The organism is Salipiger sp. IMCC34102 (assembly GCF_004145405.1).
In the GTDB taxonomy this organism is placed as follows: domain Bacteria; phylum Pseudomonadota; class Alphaproteobacteria; order Rhodobacterales; family Rhodobacteraceae; genus Loktanella.
Window position 1 is genome coordinate 118,151 of record NZ_SELQ01000005.1, and the last position, 12,808, is coordinate 130,958.

General features: G+C 68.3%; 12 protein-coding genes and 1 tRNA gene. 5 read left to right on the forward strand and 8 right to left on the reverse strand.

The genetic code is table 11. The features are described from left to right. Positions 1–3: 3 nt before the first annotated feature. The 6 genes from EU805_RS11925 to miaB form a co-directional block, all read right to left on the reverse strand. Positions 4–873, reverse strand: coding sequence for a transporter associated domain-containing protein (locus tag EU805_RS11925; protein WP_129764205.1), 870 nt, complete (start codon positions 871–873; stop codon positions 4–6). Next, positions 870–1,400, reverse strand: a complete 531-nt coding sequence (gene ybeY, locus EU805_RS11930) for an rRNA maturation RNase YbeY (protein WP_242494137.1) — start codon at positions 1,398–1,400, stop codon at positions 870–872. Before ybeY ends, EU805_RS11925 begins: the two co-directional genes overlap by 4 nt. Continuing rightward, on the reverse strand, positions 1,397–2,404 hold the full coding sequence (locus tag EU805_RS11935; RefSeq protein WP_129764206.1) for a PhoH family protein: 1,008 nt from the start codon (positions 2,402–2,404) through the stop codon (positions 1,397–1,399). The genes ybeY and EU805_RS11935 overlap by 4 nt, the downstream gene beginning before the upstream one ends. Before the next feature lie 126 nt (positions 2,405–2,530). Then, positions 2,531–2,863 carry a hypothetical protein gene (locus EU805_RS11940; RefSeq protein ID WP_129764207.1) on the reverse strand — a complete coding sequence of 111 codons (333 nt, stop codon included), beginning with the start codon at positions 2,861–2,863 and terminating at the stop codon, positions 2,531–2,533. Positions 2,864–2,875: 12 nt separating this feature from the next. After that, positions 2,876–3,406 carry an OmpA family protein gene (locus EU805_RS11945; protein ID WP_129764208.1) on the reverse strand — a complete coding sequence of 177 codons (531 nt, stop codon included), beginning with the start codon at positions 3,404–3,406 and terminating at the stop codon, positions 2,876–2,878. Positions 3,407–3,631: 225 nt separating this feature from the next. Continuing rightward, complete coding sequence (miaB, locus tag EU805_RS11950; protein WP_129764209.1) at positions 3,632–4,942, reverse strand: tRNA (N6-isopentenyl adenosine(37)-C2)-methylthiotransferase MiaB; 1,311 nt, start codon at positions 4,940–4,942, stop codon at positions 3,632–3,634. Between the two features lie 117 nt (positions 4,943–5,059). Between miaB and EU805_RS11955 the strand changes: the two genes are divergently transcribed. Continuing rightward, complete coding sequence (locus EU805_RS11955; RefSeq protein WP_129764210.1) at positions 5,060–5,923, forward strand: hypothetical protein; 864 nt, start codon at positions 5,060–5,062, stop codon at positions 5,921–5,923. Positions 5,924–5,955: 32 nt separating this feature from the next. Here the strand turns inward: EU805_RS11955 and EU805_RS11960 are convergent. Both EU805_RS11960 and EU805_RS11965 read right to left on the reverse strand, forming a co-directional pair. Continuing rightward, positions 5,956–6,041, reverse strand: a tRNA-Leu gene (locus EU805_RS11960). Between the two features lie 126 nt (positions 6,042–6,167). Continuing rightward, positions 6,168–6,632, reverse strand: a complete 465-nt coding sequence (locus EU805_RS11965) for an Lrp/AsnC family transcriptional regulator (protein WP_129764211.1) — start codon at positions 6,630–6,632, stop codon at positions 6,168–6,170. 128 nt (positions 6,633–6,760) lie between these two features. Between EU805_RS11965 and putA the strand changes: the two genes are divergently transcribed. The 4 genes from putA (at position 6,761) to EU805_RS11985 (ending at position 12,787) form a co-directional block, all read left to right on the forward strand. Beyond that, the gene (putA, locus tag EU805_RS11970; protein ID WP_129764212.1) at positions 6,761–10,216 is read left to right on the forward strand and encodes a bifunctional proline dehydrogenase/L-glutamate gamma-semialdehyde dehydrogenase PutA; all 3,456 of its coding nucleotides are present in this window, start codon (positions 6,761–6,763) and stop codon (positions 10,214–10,216) included. An 84-nt stretch (positions 10,217–10,300) separates the two neighbouring features. Continuing rightward, positions 10,301–11,014: a rhomboid family intramembrane serine protease gene (locus EU805_RS11975; RefSeq protein ID WP_129764213.1), complete on the forward strand. Its 714-nt coding sequence runs from the start codon at positions 10,301–10,303 to the stop codon at positions 11,012–11,014. 206 nt (positions 11,015–11,220) lie between these two features. Next, entirely contained in the window at positions 11,221–12,171 is a 951-nt protein-coding gene (locus tag EU805_RS11980) for a class II glutamine amidotransferase (RefSeq protein ID WP_129764214.1), read from the forward strand. A 43-nt stretch (positions 12,172–12,214) separates the two neighbouring features. Continuing rightward, positions 12,215–12,787 carry a poly-gamma-glutamate hydrolase family protein gene (locus EU805_RS11985; protein WP_129764215.1) on the forward strand — a complete coding sequence of 191 codons (573 nt, stop codon included), beginning with the start codon at positions 12,215–12,217 and terminating at the stop codon, positions 12,785–12,787. Positions 12,788–12,808 lie beyond the last annotated feature (21 nt).

The following is a 12,808-nucleotide window of genomic DNA, read 5'->3' on the forward strand; positions in this document are numbered from 1 at the left end:
CGTTCAGTCCTGCGGCATGCGCACGCGCAGCCGCTTGATGCGGCGGGGATCGGCGTCGACGACCTCGAACTCCGGGCCGTCGGGGTGCTGGATGACCTCGCCGCGCACGGGAACATGGCCGGTGAGCATGAAGACCAGACCGCCCAGGCTGTCGATCTCCTCCTCGTCGATCTCCTCGTGGGCGGTGAGGTTCATGCCGATCTCGGCCTCGAACTCCTCGAGGGCGGTCTTGGCCTGCACGATGTAGACGCCGGGCGCCTCCTCGGTCCAGTTCTGGACCTCCTCGACGTCGTGTTCGTCCTCGATCGCGCCGACCACCTGTTCGATCAGGTCCTCGATCGTCACGAGGCCGTCGGTCCCGCCGTATTCGTCGATCACCAGCGCCATGTGGATCCGCTCGTTCTGCATCTTGGCCAGCAAAATCCCCAGCGCCATCGACGGCGGCACGTAGAGCAAGGGCCGCAGCAGCGCGCGCATGTCGAAGGCTGTCGCGTCGCCGTTGAAGCCGTACTTCAGCGCGAAGTCCTTGAGGTTCACGAAGCCCATCGGCGTATCCAGCGTGCCGTCGAAGACCGGCAGGCGGGTGAGACCGCTTTCGCGGAAGACCTCGACCAGTTCGTCCTTGGAGGCGGTGACCGGGCTTGCCACGATGTCGGCCTTGGGAACCGAGACGTCCTCGACCTTCATCCGGCGCAGGTTCAGCATCCCCAGCATGGGGGCGGCGGCCCCGGTGGCGCGCAACGCCTCGGGGGTGAGGTCGCGGGTGTCGTCGTTGGGGGAAAGCGCCTCGAACAGGCGCGCGAAGAAGCCGCGACTGTCGTCGTCGGCGTCGTCCTCAGGGCGTATGTCGCCGCCGGAGTCTCTGTCGGTCATCGGTCCTCTGCCAAGGTTTGCCCCGTGCCCGTGTCGGCATAGGGGTCGGGATGTCCCATAGCGGCTAGTATTCCCTGTTCCAAGCCTTCCATCAAGGCGGCGTCGGCGTCGCGCTCGTGATCGAAGCCCAGCAGATGCAGCGTGGCGTGCACAAGCAGGTGCGTGACGTGCTGTTCGAGCGGTTTTCGCGCCTCTTGCGCCTCTCTCGCGCAGGTCTCGTAGGCGATCGCGATGTCGCCGAGCTCGGGATCGGGCGGCTCCGGCGGCAGCGGCATTTCGCCGTCGATCCCCGCCGCGCGGTCGTCCGATGGCCAGGAGAGCACGTTGGTGGGGCCATGCTTGCCGCGGAAGTCCCCGTTGAGCGTCGCGATGCGCGCGTCGTCGCAGGCGAGCAGGCTGATTTCCCAGTCCCGCGGATCGAGGCCCACCTCGGCCAGCGCGGCGGCACAGGCCGGACCGGCGAGTGCCTGCAGATCCAGCGCATTCCAGCGCGGATCCTCGACCAGCACGTCGATCTGCGGGGTCACGTCTGATCGGCCTCGTAGGCCTCGATGATCGCGGCGACCAGCGGGTGGCGCACGACGTCCTTGGAGGTGAAGTAGTTGAAGCTGATCTTGGGGATGTTCTTGAGCAGGCGTTCGGCGTCCCAGAGGCCGGAGTTCACGCCGCGCGGCAGGTCGATCTGGGTGCGGTCGCCGGTCACGACCATGCGGGAGCCTTCGCCCAGGCGCGTGAGGAACATTTTCATCTGCATGGTGGTGGCATTCTGCGCCTCGTCCAGCACCACGGCGGCGCGCGACAGGGTGCGGCCGCGCATGAAGGCGAGCGGCGCGATCTCGATCCGCTTCTCCTCGATCAGCTTGGCGACCTGCTTGGCGGGGAAGAAGTCGTTGAGCGCGTCGTAGAGCGGCTGCATGTAGGGATCGACCTTGTCCTTCATGTCGCCGGGCAGATAGCCCAGCTTCTCGCCCGCCTCGACGGCGGGGCGGCTGAGGATGATGCGGTCGACGTTGCCCTGGATGAAGTGGTTCACCGCGACGGCCACGGCGAGGTAGGTCTTGCCGGTGCCCGCGGGGCCGATGCCGAAGGCGAGCTCGTTCTCGAACAGCGCGCGCACGTAAGCCTTTTGCGCGTCGGTGCGCGGCTCCACCAGTTTCTTGCGGGTCTTGATCTCCACCCGGTCGCCGGTGGCGCCCTTGAAGAGTTCCTTCTGGTCGCCGGGCTGGATGGCACCCTCGTCGGGGCCCATGCGCAGGGCGCGGTCGATGTCGCCGGGCTCCAGCGTGCGGCCCGCCTCCAGCCGCTGGTAGAGGCCGCGCAGCACCTCGATCGCCTGGGCGCGGGCGGCGTCCTCGCCCAGCACCTCCAGCCGGTTGCCGCGCCGCAGGATCTGCACGCCGAGCGCACTTTCGATGGCGGTCAGGTTCTGATCGTACTGACCGCACAGGTCGATCAGCAGGAAGTTGTCGGGCAATTCCAGGACGTGGTCCGGGCTGCCGGCATCTGCGGGGGGAAGCGTGCCTGTGGGCAATCAGGTCTCCGGGTCAAAATGTCTATGCCTAAGGTGGCACCGTCGCCGCAGATGACAACCCGTAAAGCACGAAAGCCGCAGAGCGTGTCTGCGGCTTTCGGATCATGGGGTCCGCGTGGTCGCGGCCTAGCGGTAGTTCGAGGGCCGGACCGGGTCGGGCACGCGAGAGCCTGCCTTGAACGGTCCGACGACCGTCTCGGGCGGGGCCACGCCGGAACAGACGGGGCGTCCGTCGGGGGTCATCCGCTCGGACATGTAGCCTTCGAGGCCGTCGTCGATGATCCAGTGGTCGCAGCCGTTGGGATCGACCCAGATGCCGGCGACCATGGTCGACAGGTGGTGCGAATTGATGCCGCGGTCGCGGGTCTTGTCACCGGGCACGGCGGCGAGGTCGAGTTCGGCGCAGGCGCTGAGGGTCAGGCCGACGGCGGCGAGGCCGAGGAATTTCACGGGGGTCATGTCAGGCTCTCCTCAGCGAATGCAGTAGACTTCGACGCGGCGGTTCTGCTGCATCCCGGCGGCGGTGGAATTGGTCGCTTTCGGCTGACGCTCTCCGAAGCCCTTCACGTCCACGACGCGGGCGCCGATCGACTGGGCCACGTCGGCCACGGCGGCGGCGCGGTTGTTGGACAGGCGGATGTTGTATTCATCCGAGGCGCGGCTGTCGGTGTGACCGTAGATCATGAAACCGAAGGCGTTGGCGCTGCGGAAGAAGGTCTGCAACTGCGCGCGGGCGGCGGGGCTGATGTGGTAGCGGTCGGTCGCGAAGAGCGTGTCGGTCGGGATCACGCCGCAGATCTCGGAGCGGTGGCAGACCGGCGTGCCGTCGCGGCGGCGGTGCGGCGACATGTAGCCTTCGGCCCCGTCGTCCATCGCCCAATGCTCGCAGCCATCGGGATCGATCCAGATCGTCGGCTTGTAGATCTCGCCCCGGGATTGCGCCGCGGCGGGCGCGGCAAAACTGCCGACCGCGATCGCGGCGGCACAAAGCACCTTGGCCATCGTTGAAAGTCCTTGCGTCACTACACTTCCCCTTGTCACGCGTCACCGCTGAAGGGCGGCTATCTGGTTAAATACACACCTACGTGACCCTAGATAGCAAGTCTGCGCGGCAAAGCGAGCAAAAACAGGCACCTATTGTCCACGCAGATGAAACACTCTCGCGCTGAACCGCGGTTGTCGCCGGGGCGGGAACGGGGGGCCACGATCGGGCTCGACCGGTGGCGTTCAGTTCAGGACGATTCCCTTCAGGGAGTTCGGCCCCGCCTCGACGATGCGCACCCGGCGGACCTGGCCGCGGACAGAGGCGGGCGCTTCGGCGAAGACGGCGTGCAGGTGGTCGGACTTGCCGATCATCTGCCCTTCGATCCGGCCCGGCTTTTCGAAGAGAACGCCCACCTCGCGCCCGACCATCGCGGCCTGCAGGCGCTGCTGCTGCTCGGTCAAAAGCGTTTGGAGCCGCTGCAGGCGGTCGTTCATCACGTCCTCGGGCAGTTGCGGCTTCTCTGCCGCGGGGGTGCCCGGACGGGTGGAATACTTGAACGAATAGGCCTGCCCGTATTCGACCGTGCGGATCAGGTTCATCGTGGCCTCGAAGTCCGCCTCGGTCTCGCCGGGGAAGCCCACGATGAAATCGCCCGACAGCAGAATGTCGGGGCGCGCCGCGCGGATGCGTTCGATCAGGCGGATGTAGCCGTCCGCCGTATGCTTGCGGTTCATCGCCTTGAGGATCCGGTCCGAACCCGACTGCACGGGCAGGTGCAGGTAGGGCATCAGCTTCGGGCAGGATCCGTGCGCCTCGATCAGCGCGTCGTCCATGTCGTTGGGGTGCGATGTGGTGAAGCGGATGCGCTCCAACCCCTCGATCTCGTTGAGCTCCCAGATCAGGCCGGCGAGGCCGCCCGGGTGCCCGTGGTAGGCGTTCACGTTCTGCCCCAGAAGCGTGAGCTCGGCCACGCCCGCCTCGACCAGTTCGCGCGCCTCGCGCAGGACCCGGTCGGCGGGGCGGCTCACTTCGGCGCCGCGGGTATAGGGGACGACGCAGAAGGCGCAGAACTTGTCGCAGCCTTCCTGCACCGTCAGGAACGCCGAGGGCGCGCGGCGCGCCTTGGGCCGGGACTTCAGCGTGTCGAACTTGTCGTCGAGCGGAAAGTCGGTGTCGAGCGCACGCCCGCCCTTGCGCACCGCATCCTCCATCGCGGGCAGGCGGTGGTAGCTTTGCGGGCCGACCACGAGGTCCACGACCGGCGCACGGCGCATGATCTCCTCCCCCTCGGCCTGGGCCACGCAGCCGGTGACGCCGATCTTGAGGTCGGGGTTGGCGTCCTTGAGCGGGCGCAGGCGGCCCAGCTCGGAGTAGACCTTCTCGGCCGCCTTCTCGCGGATGTGGCAGGTGTTGAGCAGGATCATGTCGGCGTCCTCGGCCCGGTCGGTCGTGACGTACCCCTGGCCGCCCAACGCCTCGGACATGCGTTCGCTGTCGTAGACGTTCATCTGGCAGCCGTAGGTCTTTACGAAGAGCTTGCGGGGTGCGGACATCGGGAACACTCTGCGTTTGGGGATCGCCCCGGTCCCTACCCTGCCCGCCCGCACCTTGCAATGCGCGCGCATTTCGGGGACGGTCCCGCGCATCCCCGCCACCGGACACGACGCCCCATGATCCACGATACGCTGCAAGGTTTCCTGGATACCGGGATCGACCCGTTGCCCAAGGGCGCGATCGCGCTCGTGCTGATGGAGGACGCGGTCGAGGTCGAGAGCACTCTGCGGCATCTGCTGAAGATCGGCTTTCCCAACGTGATCGCCTTCGGTCTGCCGCAGATCGTCCTGCCGCCCGACCTTGCGGACCGCGTGGTGCGGGTGCACGCCAACACGCTGGCAGAGGGCGCGCTGACGACGATCGTCAACGGCGTGATCGACCGTGCCCCGGGGCGCTGGATCCACTACTGCTACAACGCCGAATACCTCTACTTCCCGTTCTGCGAGACCCGCAGCATCGGCGAGATGTGCGCCTTCGTGGCCGAGGAGCGGCGCGAAAGCGTGCTGACCTTCGTCGTGGACCTCTACGCCGCCGATCTGACGGACCACCCCGGCGCCGTCAGCCTTAAGACCGCCTGCCTCGACCGGTCGGGCTATTACGCGCTGGCGCGGCGGGATGCCTGGAACAACGATCTGGACCGGCAGTACGACTTCTTCGGCGGCCTGCGCTGGCGCTACGAGGAACATATCCCCCGCCCGCGCCGTCGGATCGACCGGGTGGGGATCTTCCGCGCGAGCGCCGGTCTGCGCCTGCAGCCCGATCACACGACGAACGTGGCAGAGCTGAACACCTACGCCTGTCCCTGGCACAACAGCCTGACCGCCTGCGTCGCCTCGTTCCGCACCGCGAAGGCCCTGCGCCGCAACCCGGGCTCCGCCCCCGCGATCCACAGCTTCCGCTGGCACAACACCACGGCGTTCCAGTGGAACTCGCTGCAGTTGCTGAACCTGGGGCTCATGGAACCGGGGCAATGGTTCTGAGGCACCCCGCGGAATCGTCGCGGGTGCGCGATTGGTGCCTCCGGCCGGACTCGAACCGGCACGACCATAGGGTCAGAAGATTTTAAGTCTCCGGTGTCTACCATTCCACCACGGAGGCACGGGCCCCGTGCTACGCCGCCCGCGCGCGCGCATCAAGCACGCGATGCGTCGGGGCCCGGGACTCTCGGGGCGCGGGGCGTTCGCGGCGTGGGGCATTCTAGGCCGCGGCACGGGCCCGCGCGCGTCAGGCGCTGGGGGGCACGGGGGTGACGCCGTCTTCCTTGATCGCCTGCATCGCCACGAAGGTCGATGTCCCCGCCACGTGCGGCAGTTTCGAGATATGTTCTGCCAGGACGGCGCGGTAGTCGCTCATGCCGTGGGTGCGAACCTTCAGAAGGTAGTCGTAATTGCCCGCGATCATGTGGCATTCCTCGATCTGGGGAATCTCCAGCACGGCGCGGTTGAAGGCGGCGAGGGCCGCCTCGCGGGTGTCGGTCAGGCGGACTTCCACGAAGGCCACGTAGTCGCGGCCCAAGGCTATGGGATCGAAGATCGCGCGGTAGCCCTGGATCACGCCGTCGGCCTCCAGCTTGCGCAGACGCGCCTGGGTGGGGGATTTCGACAGGCCGATCCGCTCGGCCAGGGCGGTGACGCTGATCCGGCCTTCGACGGCCAGCACGTCGAGGATCTTCACGTCGAACCGGTCCATTGATTTACCCCAATCGACTGCCGATCGCCCACCAAGAGCGCCGATCAGGCCGCAAAACGGCTCATAACGGGCCGATTGTCGCGAAGCAACGTGCTAGACTGACGCATCATCCCGCACAGGAGCCCGCCATGCCCCGCGACACCCAGGACGACCTCCGGTCCCGCATCGACGCAAGGATGTATGCCGACGAGGCCCGCGTGGTCGAGGACCTGGTCCGGACCGCCGATCTGGACGCCGGGGACCGCGCGCGGATCGCCGCGGGCGGGGCAGAGCTCGTCCGCAAGATCCGCCGCAGCGCCGAGCCCGGCCTGATGGAGGTCTTCCTGGCCGAATACGGTCTCTCCACCGACGAGGGCATCGCGCTGATGTGCCTGGCCGAGGCGCTCTTGCGGGTGCCCGACGCGGTCACCATCGACGCGCTGATCGAGGACAAGATCGCCCCTTCGAACTGGGGGCAGCACCTGGGCCATTCGGCCTCGTCCCTCGTGAACGCCTCGACCTGGGCCTTGATGCTGACGGGGCGCGTGCTGGACGACGAGCGGCCCGGCATCACGCGGCACCTGCGCCGGGCGGTGAAACGCCTGGGCGAGCCGGTGATCCGCACCGCCGTGGGGCGGGCCATGCGCGAGATGGGCCGCCAGTTCGTGCTGGGAGAGACCATCGAGACCGCGCTCAAGCGCGCGGACGAGATGCGCGCAAAGGGCTACACCTATTCCTACGACATGCTGGGCGAGGCCGCGCGCACCGACCGCGACGCGCGCGGCTACCAGCTGGCCTACTCGCGCGCGATTTCCGTGATCGCGCAGTATTGCACCTACGACACCGTGGCCGAGAACCCCGGGATTTCCGTCAAGCTTTCGGCGCTGCATCCGCGCTACGAGGAAGCCCAGCGCGACCGGGTCATGACGGAACTGGTGCCGCGCGTGACCTCGCTCGCGATCCTCGCCAAGGCCGCCGGCATGGGGTTCAACATCGACGCGGAGGAGGCCGACCGGCTGTCGCTGTCGCTCGACGTAATCGAGGAGGTTCTCTCGGAGCCCGCGCTGGCAGGGTGGGACGGCTTCGGCGTCGTCGTCCAGGCCTACGGTCTGCGGGCGGGGCTGGTGATCGATCATCTGCACGACCTGGCCGCACGGCTGGACCGCCAGATCATGGTGCGGCTTGTGAAAGGCGCCTATTGGGACACCGAGATCAAGCGCGCGCAGGTCATGGGGATCGACGGCTTCCCGGTCTTCACCGCCAAGGCGCACACCGACGTCAGCTTCATCGCCAATGCCCGCAAGCTTCTGGCGATGACCGACAGAATCTACCCGCAGTTTGCCACGCACAACGCGCATACCGTGGCCGCCATCCTCGACATGGCCGACGAGATGGGACGCGGCACGGCGGACTTCGAGTTCCAGCGCCTGCACGGAATGGGCGAGACGCTGCACACCATCGTGTTGAAGGAGCGCGGCACCCGCTGCCGGATCTACGCCCCCGTGGGCGCGCACGAGGACCTGCTGGCCTATCTCGTCCGGCGCCTGCTGGAGAACGGGGCGAATTCGTCCTTCGTGAACCAGATCGTCGATGACTCCGTCCCGCCCGAGAAGGTGGCGGGTGATCCGTTCGCGGATGTGGGCCGGATGCCCGACCTTGCCCACGCGCCGGACCTGTTCCGGCCAGAGCGGGTGAACTCGCAGGGGTTCGACCTGACCCACGGGCCGACGCTGGAGCGGATCGACGCGGCAAGGCGCGGGTTCGCCGACACGGTCTGGACGGCGGGACCGGTGCTGGCCGCGGAGGCGACAGCCGGGCGGGAGGAGATCGAGCGGTTCAACCCGGCACGTCCGACGGACCTGGTTGGCCGGATCTCTCATGCGACGCCGCAGGACGTGGCCAAGGCCTTCGACGCGGCGGAGCCCTGGGACGTCCCCGTGGCGGAGCGGGCGCGGATCCTGAATGCCGCCGCCGATGCCTTCGAGGCCAATTTCGGTGAAATCTTCGCTTGTCTCGCGCGCGAGGCGGGCAAGGCGCAGCCCGATGCCGTGGCCGAGTTGCGCGAGGCGGTGGACTTCCTGCGCTACTACGCGGCCCATGCCAAGGCGCAGGACGATTTCGCGGCGCGCGGCCTCTGGACCTGCATCAGCCCGTGGAACTTCCCGCTGGCGATCTTCACCGGCCAGATCGCGGCGGCGCTTGCCGCAGGCAACGCGGTGCTGGCCAAACCGGCGGAGCAGTCCCCGATCATCGCCGCCATCGCCGTGCGCCTGATGCATGGCGCGGGCGTTCCGCCAAGCGCCCTGCAACTGCTGCCCGGCGGCGGCGACGTGGGCGGGGCGCTGACCTCCGACGCGCGGGTGAAGGGCGTGGCCTTCACCGGCTCCACCGCGACCGCGCGCAAGATAGCAGGCGCCATGGCCGAGCACTGCGCCCCCGGCACGCCGCTGATCGCCGAGACGGGCGGGCTGAATGCCATGATCTGCGATTCCACGGCCCTGCCGGAACACGCGGTGCGCGACATCGTGAACGGCGCCTTCCGCTCGGCGGGGCAGAGGTGCTCCGCCCTGCGCTGTCTCTACGTACAGGAGGACGTGGCCGACCGGATGATCGAGATGCTGAAGGGCGCCATGAACGCGCTGACGCTCGGCGATCCCTGGGCGCTGTCCACCGACATCGGCCCCGTGATCGACCGGGCGGCGCGCGAGGGGATCGAGGATCACATCGTCACCGCCGCCGCCGAGGGCCGCGTGCTGCACCAGCTTTCCGTGCCCGCGCAGGGTCATTTCGTGGCGCCCACGATCATCGCGCTCGACGGCATCGAGGCGCTGGAGCGCGAGGTCTTCGGGCCTGTCCTGCACGTCGTGCGGTTCAAGGCCAAGGACCTGGAGACGGTCATCGACGCGGTGAACGCCACCGGCTACGGGCTGACCTTCGGGCTGCATACCCGGATAGACGACCGGGTCGAGACGATCGTGAACCGCGTGCACTGCGGCAACATCTACGTCAACCGCGACCAGATCGGCGCTATCGTGGGCTCCCAACCCTTCGGCGGCGAGGGGCTGTCCGGCACGGGACCGAAGGCGGGCGGTCCGCTTTACCTGCCGCGCTTCAAGGCCCCTGCCCCGGCCGCGGAGGCGGGCAGTTGGGATGCGGCGGACGACGTCGAGCGGCTGCAAAGGGCCATCGCGGACATCCCCGAAGCCCCCCTGTCGGAGCCTCTCGACATGCCCGGCCCCACGGGCGAATCGAACCGCTGGTCGACCCACGGCCGCGGCGCGATCCTCTGCCTCGGCCCGGGTGCGCAGGCGGCCGAGGCGCAGGCGCGCGCCGTCCGCGATCTGGGCGGCCAGCCGGTCGTCGCGCAAGGAGCGGTTCCGGCGGATGCGCTGACCGCCCTCGACGGTCTGGCCGGCGCGATCTGGTGGGGCGACGAAAGCCGGGGCCGTGCCTACGCGCAGGCGCTGGCGCGGCGCGCGGGGCCGCTCGTCGGTCTCGTCACCGCGGTCCCCGACAAGGCCCACGTCACCCACGAGCGCCACGTCTGCGTCGACACCACCGCCGCGGGCGGAAACGCGGCCTTGCTGGCAGCGGTGTCGGGCTGAAAACTCCGTACCTTGCGTGAGGCAAGACCGCGCGTCACCCTCGTGCGGTCTTGACGCGACGGCCTGGGGCCCCACGGTAGGCGGATGCTTCCGTTCCGAGATCACAACCCCTCGCACACCGTGCCTTACGTCACCTACGCGCTCATCGCGGCGAATGTCGCGATCTGGCTGTGGACGGTGGTGGCGGGGGCGGATGCGCAGGCGCTCAACCGGCTCTATTACGATTTCGCGCTGATCCCCGCGCGGGTGACGGGCGGCGAGGGTTGGGGCGGCTTCGTGACCTCGACCTTCCTGCACGGGGGGGTCATGCACCTGGCGGGCAACATGCTGTTCCTTCACATCTACGGCGACAACCTCGAGGACAAGATGGGTCGCCTGCCTTTCCTTGGCTTCTACCTGGCCTGCGGGATCGCGGGCGGGGTGGCGCAGGTCCTGTCGGAGCCCTTCTCGGCGGTGCCGACGGTGGGCGCGTCCGGGGCGATCGCGGGGGTGATGGGCGGCTACCTGCTGCTGTTTCCGCGCGCGCGGGTCGACGTGTTCTTCTACGTCACGGTCTTCGCGCTGCCGGCCTGGCTGTTGCTGGTGGCCTGGTTCGCGCTGCAACTGGCGGGCGGGTTCGGCCCCGGCGACGGCGTGGCCTACTGGGCGCACAACGGCGGTTTCGTGGCGGGGCTGCTGCTGACGCTGCCGGTCTGGCTGCGCCTCGGCGGTCCGCGGTTCTGGCGCCGCACCGAAGGGCACCTCGATCACCCGCCTGCCGTCTGGCGGCGCAGCAGCGTGCCGCAGGTCCGGCGGTAGGTCACCGGCGCCATTGCACGCCATAGGGCTCGCCCCGTCCCGGTCCACAGTCCCGGGGCGGTTGCAGGGCGGAATTCCCGCAATGCGGTTGCCCGGCAGGGCGCGGATGGCCTAGGGGTAGTGAGACACCGCGATCCATGCCCCTCCAAGGCGCCGTCCGACGCGGCGCACCGGGCCTTGCGAAGCTGACACGACTGGAAACCGAAATGTGCCGCGTCCTTGCCTACATCGGGCCCGAACTGCCCCTCGACAGCCTGCTCCTCGCGCCGGAAAACAGCCTCATCAACCAAAGCCTCGACCCGGAGTTGCACCCGCACCTGCAACTGGCCGGCTGGGGCTTCGGGATGTGGAGCGCGCATCTGCTCAAGCCCGAGGATCCGCTGCTCTATCACCGGCCCAAGGCCGCCTTCTACGATGACAATGCCCGGGGGATCATCCCCAGCCTGCAGTGCCATACGCTGCTGTCGCACGTCCGCGCCTCCGCCTACGACGCCAGCGTCGTGCAGGCCGACGAGAACTGCCACCCCTTCTCCTACGAGGGCACGCCCTGGATCATCGCGCAGAACGGCGCCCTGCCGAACTGGCGGTTGCTGCAACGCGAGCTTCTGCCCCATTGCAAGGACCGCTGGCTCAAACAGGTGCGCGGCACGACGGATACGGAATTCCTCTACGTGCTGCTCCTGTCCTTGCTGGAGGGCGACAGCGACGCGCAGGTGAAGACGGCCTTCGAGCGGATGCTGACGCTCATCCGGCAGGCGATGGCGAAGCTGGACCTCGCCGCCCTGACCAAGCTGAAGATCGCGCTGGTGGCGCCGAACCGGATCATCGGGGTGAACTACGGCTGCGGCCACAACGGCGAGACGGACCCCGCCGGCGACTGGAAGGAGCTGCGCAAGCGCGAGAGCGCGCCTTACGACTACGCACTCTCGATGCTGCTGGAGCCGATGTATCTGCTTACGGGGCGGAACTTCGAGAACCACGCCAATTCCTACGAGGTCGACACGGCACCCGAGGGCGAGGCGACCTCGGCCATCTTCTCGTCCGAGCCGCTGACCGAGGAGGGAGCGGACTGGTTGCAGATCGCGTTCGGCGAGATCGTGATGCTGGAACGCAAGGACGGGACAATCACGAAGAGCGTGCAGAAGCTCGACGTCTGACAGCTCGACGTCTGACAGCTCGACTGCCGCGAGGAGGTGACCCTTGGCTGATCGCTACAGCACTTTCGCGGATCTTGCCGCGGCATCCCAGGCCGGTGTCGATTACCGCATCCGGTGCGAGGATCGCGGCAGCCGCGTGGTGATCCTGGCCCCGCACGGCGGCAGCATCGAGCCCGAGACGGCGATGATCGCGCAGGCCATCGCCGGAGAGACCCTGTCCTTCTACGCCTTCGAGGCGCTCAATCCCGGGGCGCACGGGGATTTCCACATCACGTCCCACCTGTTCGACGAGCCGCAGGCCCTGGCCCTCGTGGGCCGGGCGGAGACGGCGGTGGCGCTGCACGGGCGCAAGGACGATGGCACGGACACGGTCTGGCTGGGCGGCCGGGATGAGGCGCTCGGCGATGCGATCGGGGCGGCGCTGGGGGCGGCGGGGTTCGATGCCGCGCGCGACACCCGCCTGCCCGGCGTGCATAAGACCAACATCTGCAACCGGACCCGCTCTGGCCGGGGGGTGCAACTGGAACTGCCGATGACGCTGCGGCGCAGGCTGGCGCGAGATGCGGAAGATCTGGGTGCCTTCTGCCAGGCGATCCGGTCCGCCCTGCCCGGATGACCCATCCGAGGACGCGCGGGC